At 62.8% G+C, this 17,452-nt stretch carries 15 protein-coding genes; 3 read left to right on the plus strand and 12 right to left on the minus strand.

Annotation, left to right across the window (positions count from 1 at the left end; genetic code table 11):
• Window positions 1-704: 704 nt before the first annotated feature.
• The 8 genes from GV792_RS17315 to GV792_RS17350 form a co-directional block, all read right to left on the minus strand.
• The gene (locus GV792_RS17315; RefSeq protein ID WP_163825176.1) at window positions 705-4,346 is read right to left on the minus strand and encodes a caspase, EACC1-associated type; all 3,642 of its coding nucleotides are present in this window, start codon (window positions 4,344-4,346) and stop codon (window positions 705-707) included.
• Window positions 4,343-4,789 carry a hypothetical protein gene (locus tag GV792_RS17320; protein ID WP_163825164.1) on the minus strand — a complete coding sequence of 149 codons (447 nt, stop codon included), beginning with the start codon at window positions 4,787-4,789 and terminating at the stop codon, window positions 4,343-4,345. The genes GV792_RS17315 and GV792_RS17320 overlap by 4 nt, the downstream gene beginning before the upstream one ends.
• A gap of 1,150 nt (window positions 4,790-5,939) precedes the next feature.
• The gene (locus GV792_RS17325; RefSeq protein WP_163825177.1) at window positions 5,940-6,353 is read right to left on the minus strand and encodes a hypothetical protein; all 414 of its coding nucleotides are present in this window, start codon (window positions 6,351-6,353) and stop codon (window positions 5,940-5,942) included.
• A complete protein-coding gene (locus GV792_RS29085; protein WP_175584483.1) occupies window positions 6,346-7,299 on the minus strand; it encodes a hypothetical protein in 954 nt (317 codons plus the stop codon). Before GV792_RS29085 ends, GV792_RS17325 begins: the two co-directional genes overlap by 8 nt.
• A gap of 413 nt (window positions 7,300-7,712) precedes the next feature.
• Window positions 7,713-8,018: a WXG100 family type VII secretion target gene (locus GV792_RS17335; RefSeq protein ID WP_163825178.1), complete on the minus strand. Its 306-nt coding sequence runs from the start codon at window positions 8,016-8,018 to the stop codon at window positions 7,713-7,715.
• Window positions 8,015-8,356: a WXG100 family type VII secretion target gene (locus GV792_RS17340; RefSeq protein WP_175583341.1), complete on the minus strand. Its 342-nt coding sequence runs from the start codon at window positions 8,354-8,356 to the stop codon at window positions 8,015-8,017. Before GV792_RS17340 ends, GV792_RS17335 begins: the two co-directional genes overlap by 4 nt.
• Before the next feature lie 357 nt (window positions 8,357-8,713).
• Window positions 8,714-8,899 (minus strand): hypothetical protein, encoded by a 186-nt coding sequence (locus GV792_RS17345; protein ID WP_163825179.1) that lies wholly within the window; start codon window positions 8,897-8,899, stop codon window positions 8,714-8,716.
• A gap of 240 nt (window positions 8,900-9,139) precedes the next feature.
• Window positions 9,140-9,619, minus strand: a complete 480-nt coding sequence (locus GV792_RS17350; RefSeq protein ID WP_309139120.1) for a DUF4254 domain-containing protein — start codon at window positions 9,617-9,619, stop codon at window positions 9,140-9,142.
• Between GV792_RS17350 and GV792_RS17355 the strand changes: the two genes are divergently transcribed.
• Both GV792_RS17355 and GV792_RS17360 read left to right on the plus strand, forming a co-directional pair.
• On the plus strand, window positions 9,604-11,046 hold the full coding sequence (locus GV792_RS17355) for an AIPR family protein (RefSeq protein WP_163825278.1): 1,443 nt from the start codon (window positions 9,604-9,606) through the stop codon (window positions 11,044-11,046). The genes GV792_RS17350 and GV792_RS17355 overlap by 16 nt on opposite strands.
• Window positions 11,047-11,352: 306 nt before the next feature.
• Window positions 11,353-11,577 carry a hypothetical protein gene (locus GV792_RS17360; protein ID WP_163825180.1) on the plus strand — a complete coding sequence of 75 codons (225 nt, stop codon included), beginning with the start codon at window positions 11,353-11,355 and terminating at the stop codon, window positions 11,575-11,577.
• A 956-nt stretch (window positions 11,578-12,533) separates the two neighbouring features.
• On the opposite strand, the gene GV792_RS17365 is transcribed toward GV792_RS17360, so the two are convergent.
• Window positions 12,534-13,286 carry an NAD(P)H oxidoreductase gene (locus GV792_RS17365; protein WP_309139121.1) on the minus strand — a complete coding sequence of 251 codons (753 nt, stop codon included), beginning with the start codon at window positions 13,284-13,286 and terminating at the stop codon, window positions 12,534-12,536.
• Window positions 13,287-13,353: 67 nt separating this feature from the next.
• Here GV792_RS17365 and GV792_RS17370 point away from each other — a divergent pair, with 67 nt between their 5' ends.
• Window positions 13,354-14,289, plus strand: coding sequence for an AraC family transcriptional regulator (locus GV792_RS17370; protein ID WP_163825181.1), 936 nt, complete (start codon window positions 13,354-13,356; stop codon window positions 14,287-14,289).
• A gap of 95 nt (window positions 14,290-14,384) precedes the next feature.
• On the opposite strand, the gene GV792_RS17375 is transcribed toward GV792_RS17370, so the two are convergent.
• The 3 genes from GV792_RS17375 to GV792_RS29645 all read right to left on the minus strand — a co-directional run bounded on the left by GV792_RS17375 (window position 14,385) and on the right by GV792_RS29645 (window position 17,262).
• Window positions 14,385-15,851, minus strand: coding sequence for a wax ester/triacylglycerol synthase family O-acyltransferase (locus GV792_RS17375; RefSeq protein WP_163825182.1), 1,467 nt, complete (start codon window positions 15,849-15,851; stop codon window positions 14,385-14,387).
• Window positions 15,848-16,876 (minus strand): alpha/beta hydrolase, encoded by a 1,029-nt coding sequence (locus GV792_RS17380; protein WP_175583162.1) that lies wholly within the window; start codon window positions 16,874-16,876, stop codon window positions 15,848-15,850. The genes GV792_RS17375 and GV792_RS17380 overlap by 4 nt, the downstream gene beginning before the upstream one ends.
• Window positions 16,877-17,139: 263 nt before the next feature.
• On the minus strand, window positions 17,140-17,262 hold the full coding sequence (locus GV792_RS29645) for a hypothetical protein (RefSeq protein ID WP_256668652.1): 123 nt from the start codon (window positions 17,260-17,262) through the stop codon (window positions 17,140-17,142).
• Between the last annotated feature and the right edge of the window lie 190 nt (window positions 17,263-17,452).

The raw sequence follows: 17,452 nt of genomic DNA on the forward strand, positions 1-17,452 counted from the left end.
CGGGCCCGCGGGCGTCCCGGGAGGCGCGGCGACCAGTGCCGGCGTCGTGCACACTGTTCACCGAAGTCCTCGCTGATCGAAAGTCGTTCTGTCGAACGAAGACATAGTCAACCGACGACTTCACCCAGGATCACTCGGGGGCGCATAACGCCAGTTCAGAGGTCGATCTCGCGCTAGATAGGCAATTCCCAGCCATCGATGACCAGCCGGACCATCGGTATCGCAAGGATGACACCTATTCCCATGCACATCAGTCCCCACAGGTCGTAGATGCTCGCCCTGTGCGATCGGATCTGACAGCGGCGAAGGAAACCATGACGGCGATTGCGGCAGCGATCGCCAGTGGTCTCCGTCCACGCCCAACACCAGGCAAGGAACCAGCTGCCGGCAGCGAAGAAGGTGGCGAACGTGGTGACCGCTGCCAATGTCATCCAGCGCGGCTGTGGGCGCACATCTGTTGGACCGAGCATCGCGATCGAACCGCTCAACGCGGCGACGGTCGCGGCTGCACACAACACTCGTGCAACCCGCATTCGGTCGCGAGTCCACCACGTTTGGGCAGCTCGATATGAGTAGGAAACGCTCGGCTCACGGTACGCAGCGTGGTAGGTAGTGCGGTATTTGCACGCTTGTGTGGATCGGTGCCGCCCGACCGGGCATCGGATGTCGTACTGGCACATATGTGCTCCGCAAAAAGGAATCGGTCAGTCCAGGTAGAGCTGCCATGCCGGAACACGATGGGCATGGGTCCGACGGTCCGGGTCCACCCGAAGTCGGGTCTGCTCGAGCATTACGCGCAGGTGACGTGCGGGACGAGCGTCGGCACATCCTGGGTCGAGAACGTAGGCATGAGCAGTTCCGTCGTCGTATCGAGCGACGGCATCGGTGTGGTGACCGAGAACGGTGGTCCCGAAGTCGGTTTCGGTTGCGTTTCTGAGCCGCCGGTACAGCAGTTTGGTCAGCTCACTCGAGGGTTGTGTCTCGACCGGGCGGCCCGTCGCGGCGGCCAGCAGTTCTTGTCCGATGCGGCGCTGCTGCCAGACTCGTTCGTCACCGATGACGTGAAGTTGCGACCGTGCCCTGGTGATGGCGACATTCCACAGGTGCGGTTGTTTATCGATCCAGTCGATCGATCCGCGGGGCATATTCGGTGCGGCAACGAGCGAGAAGATGATGATGTCGCATTCGCCTCCCTGAAAGGTGTGGACCGTTCCAACCCGAATGTCGTCCCTGCCCAGTCGTTTTCGGATGGCGTCAGCTTGGGGCCGATACGGAGTCACAACGCCGATCGTGACGTTATCCGGGAGTCGGCCGGGTTGGGTCAGCTGGGTGACCAGGTCGGTTACCGCCCGGATCTCGGAAGGGTTGGTCCAGGAACCCTTCTTGGCTCGCTCAGCCGCACCTTCGGTTCGATGCCAGCTAACCGCATCCTCGACCGGCGCACGCAGTCTCTTGACGTCGGTCATCACGGTGAGGCGTCCGTTGTAGAACAGATTGTTGGCGGTTGCCGCGATCGTAGGGTGACAGCGGAAGTGCTCGTCGAGCAGCAGGCTGCCACCCGCTGCGCGCGCGGCCGCATGGAAGGCAGAGTGCCGCACGTAGGACATATCGTTGCGGTCCAACCAGATCGGCGAGACATCCGCCATCCGTTCGGCAGCCGTCGCGGCCTGGACGTCGAGTGTCGCGATATGGTCCAACTGCATCGGATCGCCGATCACCAGCGCCCGTTTCGCGCGGAACAGCAAGGGGAGAACGGCGGGGATGGAACACTGGCTCGCCTCGTCGATCACGACGAGGTCGAAGAGACCGGGGTTCGGTGGGAAGTTGCGTGCAGACAGCGCCGTCACTGCCCAGGCCGGCGCCCCGCGCAATGCTGCGGTCCGGACTGCCCAGTCGCTGCCGGATCGGTGGTTCAAGAGCGCGTCGATGTACCGTCGGTTCGTTTGCGCGACGGTGCGCACTGTCGAGTCGAGCAACCTGCGTGACGCAGTGCGGGTCGATTCCGCGGCCTGATGTACGCCGGACAGCAGATCATCATCCCCAATCCGCGAAGTCTGGTCGGCGGTCGCCTGCCGCCAAGCATCTTCAGCGTGGGCGAGCTCCGCCAATAGTTCGACGGTTCGACGCGGGTCGCGTGCTTCATCGTCGATACCGAGGCGGCGCATCAGTCGTCTGCTGCGCCACTTGGCGAACAGCGCAAAGCGAAGTGCGTTCCTGCATCGGCGCACCAAGGCCTGCGGATCGTGTGCTTCGAATAGTGTTCGGCATTGTGCATCGCCGAGGTCGAGCTTGTCGCTCAACTCGACACGGTGGCGGGCAATATCGAGCAATCGCTGTTCGGCGCGGGCGACATCATCCAGCAATTCGCGTCGGCGCTGGACTTCCTCGTTGGTGTAATCCACCTCCAGCGCTGCCGTCTGGATGTTTGTATCGGGCGCGGTCAGCCGAGTGAGGTTGGTGAGCCCGGCTTGTTCGTTGCCGCGATTGTCGTAGTTTCCGGTGCGGATCACCGTGCCCGGCAGCAGTTGTTCGCAGCGCTCCCACACCTCGTCTACCGCGCGATTGTTCGTCGAAGCGACCAACACGGTGTGCGCGTTGGCCACTGCTGTCGCGACCAGGTTCACCACCAACTGACTCTTTCCGGTACCCGGCGGGCCGGTCGCGACGGTGAGTGGTTGTGTCATGGCCGATCGGATCACTGCTTCCTGGGCTTCGTTGCAGTCCAGCGGTGTGACCACCCTGACCGCATCGCCATCGATCCGCTGCGCCGATACGGTGGCGGGTGCGATCGCGCCGAGCGCGGTACGAGGGATCTCCGCGACCTTGTCTCTCAGGTTGCGGAGGTCGGCGAGGAGCTTCTTGTTCGGGCCGGAATCGGCGTCGGGCATCCGAAACAGAATTGCTGCATTGCGCGCCCCGTCGGTCGGCGTGTCGATGTCGAGTGTCGATTCCAGAAATTCCGGTTCGAGTTCCTGGACCTGCGTGATCTCGAAGTCGTTGCGCAGTATCTGTCGAATGTCGTTGGCCATCTCCGCTCGACTACCCGCATGCCAGTGTGGCTGGAAGGTCTGCACGAATACAGTCGCTTCGTCCGGGGTCATGAACTCACTGAGTAGCGCGGGATGCACGATCGGGGGACCGACGGGACTCAGGCGGCGAGTGCCGTGAGATTCGACCACCTCCACCCGACGGATCAGCAGTGGCGCGAACTGCTTCGATGCTCGGTTGTTGCGCCGTGTGCGCTGCACGCGGTGCTGCACGACGACGGCCGGGTATCCGGCCCACAATTGCTGATGCCCGGTAACGGATTCGGCGACCAAGTCGCCGGCCTCGGCGGGCACCGCGATCGAATGGTCGGAATCCATATCACCGACCAGGATCCGCTCGCTGTCCTCGAGCACGACGTAGGTCTCCCCGTCGTCGTCGGCCGAGAGCCAGGAATCGGACTCCGCGCGCAGGCAATGGCTGTAGTAGTCGAGCAGCTGGGTCCACGCCGGCGGACCTGACTTACCGGATGAGACAGGAAGGTCCGATCCGGTGATAGGTGGTGGTCCAGGGGTGAGGTCGATCGGTGCCTGTGGACAGGAGGCGAGGACGATCCGGTCGTCCACCCCCGATGCGGAGATCACGGGGATCTGGCCTGCCCCGTTGCTGCGCAACTTGGAATTGACATACTCGAACAAGTCTTTCACCGACACGTCGGTGCGGCCGCGAGCAGCCTCACCGGTGCGCAGCGCCTCGACGAGCACATTGGTGAACACCGAGGGCTCCGACTCATCGCGGCCGGCAAATGACCGTTCTCCTGCGCGAGATGACGAAACAACGTACACCCCACGGCTTTCCAGCGCGGAGACCTGCTTGACCGACTCTTCACCCGCCGCCCCCTTCGGTGTGGGGTCCGAAGTGCGGAATCCCGTCGCAAAGCCCCCGCTGAGGCAGCTATCGATGATGACGACTTTCTGCGCGGCTGGACATTGCTCTAGCTGATCGTTCACATAGTGCGCACGAACCGCGGTGTGCTCGAGCCGTCTGGTGTCGGTATCGGTGGCAATGAAGTGGAACTCACCGGTGGTATCGATCGCGCGCGTCCCGTGCCCGGAGAAGTAGAGAACGGCGAGCTCGTCGTCGCGACTGTCCTGGAGGAAGTCGTAAATAGCCTCCCGCATCTGATCAGCGGAGAGATCCATCAAACGTCTGACTTCGGTGAAACCACCTATCCGACGGTCATCAAGAACTTGCCCGACAAAGGCCAGATCGGCACGGACCGAAGGGAGAGCGTCGAAACTGGCATCGACATAGGTCTGATTGCCGATGAGCAGTGCGCGACGCCTCGTCATCCGGCTCATCGGTTCGGCTCCGTTTCGGGCGCGATGTGCTCCGTCCGCGGATCGGCGACGGTCCGTTGCCCAGATTCATCGGGGTGCCGTTGCTTCATCTCCTCGACGAACCTGTCGATCACCGCGAGCTGCTCGTCGTTGTTGCCGTCGATGACGAGCTCTCCGCTGTTGCCGTTGAAACGCATCTCGACCTGTCGGCGTCGGTCCCGCTCGCACCACTCCCGGATCAGCGTGGTCAGCACTCGCGCTGATCCAGCCGAAAAGCCAGCGCTAACAAGGAGAATCAGCTCCAGGCTAACCCCGCTCTTGTGCCCAGTGGATACCGTCGCAGCTTCGGCGAATCTCGACTCGACACCGTGCGAGCCGAGATGGGAACGCAGCTCTCGCGTCAACCGCTCGGTCAATAAGCTGTTTGCCCCGGTCAGAACTCGCAACTCCCAGCCGTCGCTCATCGAAACCCCCTGTTCTGACGAATAGTCCGCAGAGCCATTGTGCCGGACCGACGGAGATTGCGTCGGGTGCAGGCGAAACCTTCCGATTGGTTCGGTTCTCGAGTTGTGTAGAGGGGCAGTGCGTTTCGCGGTGCACTTGAGTACCGCAACGCTCTGTGGCCTGAGTTTGACGCCCCGGGTCACCCGACCACACGCGCTGCCCGATCCGAGCCGGATGCGACTTCTGTAGTGCGGGAGCTTGAGGCTGGGTTCGTGCAGAGCTGTGAGAATGTGGGGCCGCAATCCCTGCGCTGGTGGGAGAGGATGCGAACTTCTCTCGTACAACGCAGTTGCGGACCTGCACGATCTAGAAGGGCTCCTGGACGAGTGGGCCGGTAGATGGCGCGATCAGGTGGTGCCGCTGCGTCTGGAGGACGCTGCGGTCGGTCCGCGGATGCTCTCTGTCGCGATCGATCTTGTCCACGTGAGCCTCCCAAGCGGCCGCCAATCGAATAGCATCCCGATATTCTCGGGAGGAGTAGCTGATCGAGCAGGAATGGATCTCTTTAAGCTCGTTCGGAGAAAGCTGTGAATGTAACGAATAGTGATAACTCCAAGCCAAAGTTCGCCTCCATGTAGGCCTCCATTCGTTGTAGACCCTCAGGAACGCAACAGTTCTTCGAGGATTGGCCCGGAGTCCGGGACTCGATGCCACCACCACGGGTGCATCGTAGTATCTTCTTCCGCGAACGATCCTACGAGTCCCTTTTCATCTGGAACTGTTATCGAGCGGAATCTATCGTCGAATGGCTTGATCATATCCTCCAGGCTTCCCGCGATTGGCTCTGGGAAGGTTTGGAGGCAGTTATCGAACGAAGTTCGCATAGACATGGCAGCTAACAGGTCGTAGCCACCCCACGCAGTGCGATCCATGAGCGACTTGGGTCGGTCGGTATCGATTTTGTCGACGTGGGCAGCCCATGCGGCGGCAAGGTCCAATATGGTGACTTCGGTGGAACCGAGGCGATACTTATGATTCTCGATCTCACGGCGATAGTCCTCGCTGAATCTCGCGGCCAATTCACTTGGAGTGGATGGTCGAGCTTTTTGTTCATTTCCTAGGTGCGTGCACATTGGGATGTCGGACCACTATATCCTTGGTACTTTGCTTTCAAGCCCTTAGGAAGGGATCATCGGACCACGGATCCCCATATTTTTCGTATGGGTCGCCCAATTCTCGCAAACGCCTTACGCCCGCATCGGTAATTTCTGCTCGAAACACCTCGTTCGAACCGATCTCCTCGTCTGCGATCGACAAATAACCCCGCTGGCCGTTATATCCGTATGCTATGCGATGGATTGCCTCATCGATCGACGCATCCCATGGCTCCCACGAACGACCGTTTCCGGGGAACGCGCCCAGCCTGATCAGACCAGCTTCCGCAAGCTCCTCGACTATCTCCAAGACACGCTGTCGTGAGAAATTTACACGGTCCAGCTTCTCGGCAGTCCCATGGAATTCGCCGATCGCCGCCCAATCATCGGATATGCCATAGAGTAGAAAATTCTCAAGTTTCTCATCCATTTGGCAAATGCACCTTTACCGGTTTAGTTCTGTGCGGATACTTTATGTCGATGGTTGCGCCACCGCTGGTGCTACTGTCACGAATACGTATTTCGGTGCCATCCGGCAAGCGTGCGCCGCGACCTGGATAACTTCCGAGATCCATCGGCTCACCGTTGCGGGTCAGATCATCATACAATTGCCGCATTTCAGACTCGGTATCCACCTGGCGATGGGGCTTGTTGTTGCCAGGAGCGGTTCGCGCTTCGATCGCCTTCTCGACTTCTGCGGCTGTGGCTGGTCCCGAGGTCGAAGTGGACTCACCCGTGTCGCCTCCACCTGCGTCGTCCTCGTCGATGAACACCTTCATCGCGATGATGGTGGCGAGGCCGGTGATGACGGTGCCCATGGCCGGAACTGAGTCGAACGCGTCGATTTTCCCTGCGGTGACCGCTCCGCCCGCTGCGGCCGCGGTCAATCCGATGGCTTGGAAGAGTTTGCTGGCGCGGTAGGCGGTGCTGATGGCAACCGCGGCGTCGGCGGCTACAACGGTGACGCCGCCACCGGCGGCGGCCAAACTCGCACCGAAGGTGAACCATGCGGATGCTGCGGCGACGACAAGGGTTGCGGTGATCGCGATGAGGGCGGTTTTCAGTGCTGATTCGAACGCGGCGCGGACGTCGACGGTGCCTGTGTGGAAGGCCGAGACCGGCGCGGCGATGTTCGTGGTGGCGGCGGCGAGTTGGGTGGCTCCACCGTGGAGTGTGTCGAGGTGGCCGAGGATCGTGGGGAGGTTGGTGGGGTCGACGGTGTTGTCGAACAGGGATTTGATCGACTCGATGCGGGCGGCGGCGCCGGTGACGGTCTCGTTCTCGGCGAAGGTTTTCCAGACGGAGGACGCTTTGTCGAGCTTGTCGGTGTCGCCGTTGGGGAGCTTGCCGAACTCTGCGCCCACCTTGGTCAGCACCGCATCGAAGACCTCCTCGACGCCGACGGAATCGTCGCGTTCGATGCCGTTTCCGTTGTCTGCGTTCGATGCCGGGATCGAGACCTTGTGCTCGGACATCGCGTGAATCGTCGGCCGCGGGGCGGGTGGTGTGCCGGGTTCCTGCCCGTAGTGATAGCCCATGGCATAGAGCGCGTACCCGAAGTTGGTGAGCGCGTCCGCGAGATTGGTGCAGGTCTGCATGGTGTCGAGGGCGACCTGATCGTATTTCTCGCCCCATTGCCTGCATCCGGGGGCGTCGCCGGCCATGCCTGCGCATTCCGTCTTGACCGCATCGTGCACAGGCTTGTCAGCGGCTCGCAGATCGGTGGCGAGCTGATGGCACTGCGCAGCGGCCTCGTAGAAGGTTGTCCAATCCACACGCAAGGTGTCGTTCACGGTTGACCGCTCGACAGGATTCGTGCATTGGCCGCGATCGCGCGCGTATAGCGTCCATGTGCGGCCTTCGCGGCCTCACTCATATCCTGGATGCCTTCAGCGAATTCGCGTGCACCTAAAGCCCATTGACGATGGGCATCTGTGTATGCCTGAGCTGCGACGCCTTCCCATCCCGTTCCCTGGAGTCCGGCGACTTTGTCATCGATGTCGTCGAGGTGATCGGCGATGAAGCCGGCCAGGCCTGCCAACCGTGCCACCAGATTCTCCAGCTCGGTGAGGTTGACTTCGAACTCGGTACTCATAACACGATATTCAGGCTCGACTGCGTGAGCGCAGCCGCTGTGCCTTCGTCGCGCGCCTGATAGTTGTCGGCGGTCACGCCGAGTTTCTCGGCCATTCCCGTCAAAGCCGCGATGATCTGCACACCGCCGTCGCGCAGTTCGGTCCAGCCTTCGGCGAACTGAGTCGCGGCACCGCCACGCCAACCGCCGTCGGTCAGTGAATCCACATCCCGCGCCGCGCGATCCAACGCGGATCGCAGGACATCAGCTACTCCAAAGATGTACTGGCCGACCGCGCGCACTTGTTCGGGCACAACCATGACGCTGTCGCTGGTTACCGGCGTTTCCCCCACACTCACGCTGACATACGCTACCGGCTGGTCAAGGGTGCGGTGCACCGCGGGCGGTCCTGTTCTTCTCCACGGTTCGGGCGAGCTGGCCGCCTCTACGTCGGCCGCCATCGATGTGGCCGCCTCCGCCCACGATGTCGCGTGCTGGACACTTGGGCCGGTCGTGGCTGAGTCCGAATCGGTGTTCGGCAGCCTGGCGTCAAGTAGACGCGCTGCCGGTACTTGTTGCCTCCTACGAATGAGGCGAGGGGATCGGCTCCGCAGACTGCCCCGGCGCGGCGAGGCCGCGATTGTGGGGTTGCTCTGGCCGAAAAGCTCGCGCTCGAATCTGTCGGCAGTGAGGGTGTTCAGTCGAAGCCCGAAGCGCTACTCGTTCAAGTACTGTTCGACGCCAGCAAGGGAGCCGGATTCGAACAGTCGCTGGCCGTCGTGAATATCTACCAGCACCCAGCCATCGCCTGTCGGTTCGGCGATAAGTTGGTAACCGGCGCGCTGGGCGCGGGCAATGAGAAAGCGCAGCCGGGCGGCAGTCTGTTTGTCGAGTTCCGTCATCGCTGCCTGCCCAGGTCGGGTTCGGACTGCCCGTGGCGCAGGGCCTCAGCCAATCGGGTCAACACGGACAGGTCGGGCATTCGCTGGCGGGTCGGGAGAAATTTCGGCGGTGGGATGCGCAACTGTCCGGGTTGGCGTCGGGGGAGTTCGGTCGGCATATGCAACCTCCGAGTTGGGCAAGTAAAGGTTTTCGGGTCTGGCGGGATCGTTGCTTCGGCGGCCATACAAACCGGGCGGTCGCTATCGGCTATCCGGGCCAGTGGTCGCGGGCCTAGGGTGGCCGAGGTCGGGGATTCGCCGAATGCCTGCGCCGACCTCGTAGGCGAGATCGCTATAGCCGACCGCGAGTTCGGCTAGGCGTTGCCAGGCGTAGTGGCGTTCGAGAACTGTGTCGTCGGACAGCAGCGACATTCGTGCCGACGCTGTGTAGCGGGCGAGGCGATCGACCACGGCGCCAACCGATTCGGTGTGCAGATGGGCGCCGCCGTGGGCGGGTGGGAGTTCGCGGGCCAGCCAGCAGTCGATGTGGCGGATCAGCTCGATGCGGCGGTGGAGCAGATTCCGGGCGTCGGGGACGCGCTGGGCGGCGATATGGAGGTAGGCGAGTTCGTTGGCCGAGCATAAGACGGGGTGATCGGTGATGAGGCGTCCGGTGCACGCCTCGAGGACGAGGTCCTTCGACGGCAGCGGTTCAGCGCTGGGATCTGGCCCCCGTATCACCGGATAGTAATGCCCTCGGAAGGACAGCAGTCAACGAGGCGCTGATTACGACTCTTCGCGACGAGCCTTATCATTTCTGGTATTTCAACAACGGGATCACCGTGCTGGCCGAAGGAATCGGTCGCGCCGCCCGTGATAGCCACAGCAGGACGAACGGACTCTTCCGGCTCTCCGGAGCGACGGTAGTCAACGGTGCGCAGACCGTAGCCAGCATCCATGCCGTGATGCAAGAGGACGAGACGCTCCTGGATGATGCAGAAATCTGGATTCGAGTGATCGGTCTGGAGGGCTGCCCGGATAGCTTCGCCTCGTCGGTCACTCGGGCAACGAATACGCAAAATGGTGTAGACGCACGAGATTTCATCGCTTTGGACCCGCACCAAGACAGAATCCGGGCTCAGTTGCGGCTCCAATTCGACAAGAGCTACGGCCTCAAGAGGAGCGCTGAGCCGGTCGCAGGCGACGATGGCTGTGATGTGGAGGAAGCAGCGATAGCTTTGGCGTGCTCACACTCCGATCCCACATTTGCCGTCGACGCGAAACGTCAGGTTAGCTTGCTCTGGGCCTCCGCAGATGATCCCATCTACCGGGAGTTGTTTCCGAGCGACCTCGATATCGCAAGAATGTGGAACAGCGTCCTGGCGCTTCGAATCGTCGACGGACAGCTCGCGCGTATGCGCGAAGCGCTGGACGACAGTCGTGCTACGGGCATTCTGGTCCACGGTAATCGCTTGATCGCGCACCTAGCTTTGTCCCAGGTCGGTCCATCGATTCTCAAGGACCCAGAAGCCGAGTCGGCTGGGTTACTGAAGCCGGTCGCCGACTTTACCCGAGAACTGAGTATACTGCTCGGCCAGGTAGTCGACGAACATTATCCGGGCGCGTTCCTGGCGCCCTTGTTCAAGAACCACACGAAATGTCGCGAGCTGGTGACCTCGACCCTCAGTCGGTACACCGGCGAACCGGCGGAACTGTTCGACACGGCAACGTTTACACGCTCTGCGCCGAAGTCTGCGTCGCCCAAGCGAGGCCAGACGGCTCGGCATGCGAAGAGCGGTCGAACGCAGCGTAAACAAGACGCTGTCAAGGTTATTCAAGGCGCCGGCGCCTTGGCAGAGGGAGTGTTGCTCGAGTTCCGTCCAGATACCAAGCGTGAGAAGGATCTGCTGGTTCCATGGGTGGACGAGAACCCTGCCCGCGGTAGGGCCAAGTGGACCAATGAACGTCCCACCGTAAATCCGCTCGTGTGGGAAGCAGACGGCAAGCGTTATTCCCCGAGCAACCTGGTCATCACCATGATGATCGAGGCCGGATACCCGGCGCCGTCTGGTGTCCGCGGCACAACGAGATGGACGGTAGGGAGTAACGAGACTCTTTCTGATATCGCTGAGCGGATTACCGAGGACAACGCCGGCGGAGTGTCGTGAGTAGCGATGAGGGATCGCTAATGTTTGGTCCTTGCGGCGGGCCGCAACCATCGTCAGGTCATCGGTCTCTGGTCATCTGCCGGGCGGCCTCCGCCGCAGCCGCTGAAGAAGCCCATCTGGCCACGGATCGTCGGTCCGATCGTGGTGTTTCTCGTGGCGCCCGTGGTGGTGGGCTACCCGTGTTCGAAGTGTTCGATGTGAAGTTCTCTGAGGAAGGGCGGAAAGAGGCTCGGGGTATTTGGTCGCGTATGAGGCGGGACTGGAGCGGACGTAGTCATCATGTATTACACACGTGATGAGAACTTCGTGAGTGAGAGCCAGTCGTCGCAGCCTTGGCGGCAAGAAGCGATGGTCGGTGGGTATTCGAGACGGGCCAGTGTCCAGGCGGACAGCCCGTCTTCGGAGGGCAAGGTGACCTGCCGGATCATCGTCGATGGCCGTGTGCTCGCCGAACACACCGCGCAGGCGACGTACGCGACTGCCTTCTATGCCGCCGCGACCCCAGAGCAGCAGTGCCCCAACGATTCCTAGACAACGCTGGATCGGGATGCGCGATTCGGTGAGGTGGCTGAGCGCCGACTGGTTAGCCCCCCAGCGGTCCGGGAACTTCACTCGCACACAAGTGCATCGGCTCTGCCGAGGGATGAGTGTCGAGCAGTTCGGGAATGCTGGCACGTCCTACGACGATGCAGGCATGCCGTGCCGCAAGGTAAGCACGCACAACCGGCCGGTCTCCAATGGAATGCGCTCGCATCACGACGCCTCCACAGCGGGTGCAGCACTATCGTCACGTCGCACTCCTGCCCTTGCAGCCGGTTGCCGTGTCGACGGTGATCGGTTCGCCCGGCGTCCGCGCGACGCCGCCCGCACGGCGCCTGATCCCGATGTGCCGTCCCGATCGCGATGCTCGGTCGTGACCGCATGGCTGCCCTGTTCGGAGAGGGCGGTTGCGCCGTGTTCGAGGAGGCGGCAGACGAAGGCGGCTACGGCTTCGCGGTCGGTGCGCAGGGTATGGAGGGCGAGAGTTCGTACCAGCCGAGCCGGTTTCGGTGGGCCAGGTCCAACGCTTCGTCCAGCGAACTGTGGAGGTCGTGGATCGCGTTTTTCGAGGCGGCGTTGGGTTGGTGCCGTCGCGGAAGGGCGTCAAGGGGTAGATGGCCCCGAGACGACGGAGGCTGCGGAGGCGGGCAGGTGCCGGGAGACCGGAGACGGTTGGGTCCTCGGAGCGCATCTGGTACGTCTCGTCGATAATTGCCCACGTCTAGGTGCCATCATCGATGGTGGCCCATGTGGCGGCTGTGCCGGTGACGATCGCACGTTTGGTGGGTTTTGGGGCGAAGCGGACGTTTGGGGCGTTGGCCGCGTTGGGATTCGGTAGTTGGCGGCGGAGAGGCGGCCGATGCGGAGGGTTCGGTCGGCGGTAGCGGTCGGTCGATGAGGCTCGTGCCCGACCACTTCCCAGCGGTCGGGCACGAAATCTCCGGCAATCAGACAGACACCCGGTCCCCGGCAAGGAATTCATCGACAAACCCCACCGCCCGACTCTCCAACCCCGCGTAATGGGCATCGCGAACCGCACCGGTCAGCGCATCGTCGAGCAGGAAGTTGCCCGCGTCGTCCAACCGCTGCCGCTTCTCCTCCGCCCCGGGCAGCAGCCCAACCGATGACTGGGTGAAGCCGCAGTAGTAGGCCAGGCCGTCGTTGAGTTGGGTGCTCAGTGCTTCCTGCATGAGTTCGGTGATCGCGTCGTCATCCGCCGCACCGGCCAGGCCGAGCCACAGGATTCGCTTTCCGGCGAGGCGGGGTTTGCTGCGGCCGTAGGCGAAGCCGTAGTTCCAGACTCGATCGATCCAGCCTTTCAGGATTGCTGGGACCTGCATCCAGTACACCGGGAACACCGTGACGATCACGTCGGCGGCGAGGATGCGGCGCATGTGGTGTTCGGTTTCGGGGGAGTAGGGCTTGTCCCGGTTGCCCCATTCGGGGAGGTCGGCGGCGGTCATCCGGGGGTCGAAGTTCTCGGCGTGCAGATCGAGCAGGTCGATCCGGTAGCCGGCCGCGGTGAGGCGGCTGGTGGCCAACTGGGCGATGTGGGCGGTGAGGGAATCGCGGCGGGGATGGGCGACGACGACGAGGGCGGTGCGGGTGGTCGTGGCGTCGGTCGGCGGCTGCGACACGGGGTCCTCCAGTTCGATCCGGTGGTCCGGATAGCTCGGTTGTGCGGTCTGCTGCAATTTCACCGCGTATTGCGTGGACGATCTATGGGTGAAGATCTACATCTGATAGGAGTTCGTCTACTGTGGGGGTGTGGATCCATTGAGCACACTGCTGAGCGGTATTCGTGCTGACGGGGCCGTACTCACCAACGCGGTGCTGGAGGCCCCGTGGAGTATCCGATTCGCCGACCGCGCTCCGCTGACCATGATCACCGTGCTGCGTGGCGGAGGAACACTACTGCTGGCCGACGGTACCGAGCGGTCGATCACGGCGGGCGATACCGCGGTGGTGCGCGGGTCCGAGCCGTTTCTCTTCGTCGACCGGGCGGATACCGTCGATCGGCCGCATGAGGAGTACGAAATCGCCTGTTTCGCACCGGATCCGAAATGCGATGCGGCGCTGGGCGGTGGACGCTGGGGTAACGATCCGGCCGGTGAGACCGCGTTGATCGTCGGGGCCTACCGGACGTCGGGTCGGCGACACGAACGCCTGCTGCGTGCGATACCGCCGGTCCTGGTGGTCACCGACGACCCGGAGGTGTGCGCGTGGATGGAATCGGTGGCCGCCGACGCGATTCGCAGGCCCGCCGGCGCGCAGGCGATGATGGACCGGCTGCTCGATTGGGGACTGGTGTGCACATTGCGTGACTGGTTCGATCGACAGGACGGCAACGCGCCGGGCTGGTACCGCGGACCGGCTGATGCGGTGGTCGGGCCGGCGCTGGAAGCGATGCACGGGAAACCTTCTGCCGGTTGGACGGTCGCGTCCTTGGCGGCTGAGGCGGGAGTGTCGCGCGCGTTGTTCGCGCGGCGGTTCTCCGAGCTGATGGGGCAGACGCCGCTGGCCTACCTCACCGAATGCCGGATGGACGAGGCAGAGGAGTTATTGGCGGACGGGAATCGCACCGTGGCGCAGGTGGCGAAAGCCGTCGGCTACGCGGACGCGTTCGGATTCAGTGCGGCTTTCAAGCGGCATCGGGGGTTGCGCCCCAGTGAATTCCGGGCTGCGGCCGAACTCGGTGCGTGAGGGCTGCGCCGTTGATGCGCTCTGGTGGTCGGCCCCAAGTCCATGCCGAGGTGCTGTGGGCTTCGACGCTGCTGCGGGAAGGTGGGATTCCTGTTCTACTGCTGAACCGGACTGAGCGATCCAGCGAGTTCACGGAACGCACCGAGGATCAGCGAGCGGTAGTGGTCGGGATCCGGCATCATCGCATCATCTGAACTGAAGCAGATGACGATCTCGTCGCCCTGGGACGTGATCAGATGACGTAGCCCGTCTCCATCCATAGTCGGGAGTACGCCGAAGATCCTGGCAATCGGTCGGCCGCAGAACTCGAGTGCGGTGGCGACCGGAGGCACGTTGCTGATGGTCGTGTTCACCAATGGAACGGTTTCGGCTGCTTCGAAACTGCGTTGTGATCGCGCCCAGCCGGCCAGGCGGAGGAGCCAGGACGGGGAGGTTTCGACTCGGGATTCGGTGCGGAGGACAGACTGGGCGGAGTTGCGTTGCTTCTCCAGGGTGGCGGAATTCCGGATGGCTTGGAGGCGTTCGATGGGGTCGTCGATGTCGGTGTGGAGGTCGACGTACATCTGGACGAGTTGATTCGCCGACGTCCAGGTGGTGATGGGGCGCATGGACATCGGGACCATGGCGGCCAAGGAACCCGTTGGGAGCTCGTTCTTTTCCGAGAGGTAGGTGGACAACGCGCCCGCGATGGTGGCCAGCATCAGGTCGTTGAGGGTGATGCGGAAGCGGCTGTTGGCTTTCGCTTTCAGGACTTCGGCCAGGGGGATGGTCACCAGGTCGAAGGTCAGTGGATGCTTGATGGGGCGGTTGAAGCGGGTGGCGGGGCGGTGGGGGAGTGGCTGGTGGAGTTTGTCGGAGTCGGCGTGGGATTCGACTTCTGTTGCGGCCGGGCGCGTGCGGCGGAGGCCGGTAGCGAAGCGGAGAGTGCCGAGGGTGAGGGCGTCGGCGGTGTGGAGGGCGGTGGTGAGTGTCGGCCAGCGGGGGTCGAGTTGGGCGGGCGGGTATAGGGGGCCGTCACCGAAGAGTTTCAGTTCCAGTTCTCGGGTTGCTACGCCGTCGCCGACGCTGTGGTGGAACTTCAGGACTACGAAAGTGGTGTCGCCGGATTGCCCGGGCACGTCGCCAACCTGATCCAGTACGTGGAGTTCCCATGGTGGGCGGGAGAGATCCATTCTGGTGGAGGTCAGGTCGGCGATGACGCGGCGGGCGTCATCCCAGGTCGCGGGGGTGCTGAGGAAAACGTGGTCGCGAAGATCGAGGATCGGATCGGATACCCAGTAGGGCAGGTCCAGGTCCATCGGGACGCGCTGGAGCCTGCGGTGGAAGAGCTTCGACAGTCCGAGTCGAGCCTGCATCCATTCGGTGACCTGCTCGTAGGTCAGGGGTGTGGAGGCGGTGAATGCGTAGACGGCGATGATGTTCGACAGGTGGCGGTCGGTTTCGTCGTACACGAAAACCGCGTCGCGCGGCGCTAATTGTTCTGGGCCGACGGATAATCCGGCGCTCTCGCCCTGTGCCGAGTTCCGGTTACCTGTCAGCGCGTTTCGCACCAGCTGCCTCATATTCCGAGCGACCCCGCGATCATCGGCCAGGAACTGTGCAGATCGTCCTGCCAGTACCCCCACGAGTGCGTCCCCATCGGCCGAATGTTGTAGGTGATATTGCTGCGGCCGAGTTCGGCGGTGCGCTGGGCGAGCCTGGTCGTGCAGAAGTTCGTCGCCGCCTCGATGGTGCCGCCGACCAGGGTTTGGTTGAGGAGTTTGCGGGTGTCGTTGTCGAGGCGGGCGTTGGCGAGGGTGTCGTGGATGCCGGGGAAGCCGCTGCCGCTGGAGATGTACATCGGGATGTCGGGGAGGCGGTGGGCTTGGAGGTAGGGGTCGTGCTGGCGCCACAGGTCGCTGTCGAAGGGACCCCACATGTTCTCCGCTTCGCCGCCGCCCATATCGACAACTGTTTTGACGAAGGCCTGGCCGATGGGGTCGCTGGTCATCGCGCAGCCGCTGTAGGCAGCGGCGCTGCGGTAGAGCGTGGGAGACTGGATGGTGAGGTCGAGGACCGAGGTGCCTGCCATGGAGATGCCGGCGAGGGCGTTCACTCCGGTGGTCGCGAAGGTCGAATCAATCACCGGCGGAAGCTCTTTGGTGAGGAAGGTGGCCCACATGTTGCGGCCGTTGTTCTCGAGGGTTTCGGCGAGGCCCTCGTCGGGGTTCTGCCAATCGGTGTAGTAGCTGAACGCGCCCTCCATCGGGATGACGACGTTGACGTGTTGGTCGGCGAAGAAGCCGACGGCGTCGGTCTGGCCGAACCAGTTCGCGGCATCCTCACCGCCACCGGCGCCGTTCAGCAGATACAAGGTGGGTGCGGGAACGCCAGTGTCTCTGGGGCGCAGCACTTTCAAAGCGATCGAGCGCTGCATCGACGGTGAGAAGACTTTGATCTCGACGAGTTGTCCCGTGCCGGCGTACTGACTCACCACGACCGCACCGGGCGCCGCGGACGCCAGCGACCCGCTGACGGCGATGGGAGTCGCGACCAGCGCGAAAGCGCATGCGGCCGAAGTGATTTTGCGCAACTTACCGAGATTCATCCGCACTACCGATCACATGGAGATCGGGGGCACCCACGTATGCGGGCGCCCCCGAATCGTTCTCTGGGGTCTACTTGCCGGGCGCAGGCGTGCCACCGCTCAGGGTGATCAGCGCGTTCACGATATTGGTGCCGTGCTCGCCGAGGCTCGCGGTACCCATGCCCAGAATGTCGATGAGCGATCCCATGGTTTTCTCCTAGCGTTGTCTGACGATCGGGCCCGAAGGGTCGGACCCGGTAGATCGAGAGTCTGATGCGCGGCGATCAGGCGATGAAGGTCTTGAGGCCCTCGAGCGAGCCGAGGAAGACGTCCAGCAGGCCATCGCCCGCCACGGCGGAACCGAGCGCCGGAATCATGGCGCCGAGCAGGTCGCTGAGCGAACCCATAGCAAATCTCCTTCTATGAGGTTTGTTGCGAGCCTCCCAGGTGTCGGGACGAATCTGGGAGGGGTCACGTAAACGTCTCTACTGTGACCGAGGCAACATACCAAGCGACCGTTTAAACTGACAAGGGGTTGTTTCAGAGTTTGTCGGGTCATGGGATGTCATTGCTGGTTGGCGTGTGGATATGCAGGTC

Origin of the sequence: Nocardia cyriacigeorgica, from assembly GCF_010868145.1 — a bacterium.
In the GTDB taxonomy this organism is placed as follows: Bacteria; Actinomycetota; Actinomycetes; order Mycobacteriales; family Mycobacteriaceae; genus Nocardia; species Nocardia cyriacigeorgica_D.

Excerpts from the sequence above, each read along its gene's own strand:
- GV792_RS17345 (WP_163825179.1), bottom strand. The coding sequence starts at position 8,899 with ATGACGGAACTCGACAAACAGACTGCCGCCCGGCTGCGCTTTCTCATT.
- GV792_RS17325 (WP_163825177.1), bottom strand. The coding sequence starts at position 6,353 with ATGGATGAGAAACTTGAGAATTTTCTACTCTATGGCATATCCGATGAT.
- GV792_RS17315 (WP_163825176.1), bottom strand. The coding sequence starts at position 4,346 with ATGAGCCGGATGACGAGGCGTCGCGCACTGCTCATCGGCAATCAGACC.
- GV792_RS17335 (WP_163825178.1), bottom strand. The coding sequence starts at position 8,018 with ATGAGTACCGAGTTCGAAGTCAACCTCACCGAGCTGGAGAATCTGGTG.
- GV792_RS17380 (WP_175583162.1), bottom strand. The coding sequence starts at position 16,876 with ATGAATCTCGGTAAGTTGCGCAAAATCACTTCGGCCGCATGCGCTTTC.
- GV792_RS29645 (WP_256668652.1), bottom strand. The coding sequence starts at position 17,262 with ATGGGTTCGCTCAGCGACCTGCTCGGCGCCATGATTCCGGCGCTCGGT.
- GV792_RS17375 (WP_163825182.1), bottom strand. The coding sequence starts at position 15,851 with ATGAGGCAGCTGGTGCGAAACGCGCTGACAGGTAACCGGAACTCGGCA.
- GV792_RS17320 (WP_163825164.1), bottom strand. The coding sequence starts at position 4,789 with ATGAGCGACGGCTGGGAGTTGCGAGTTCTGACCGGGGCAAACAGCTTA.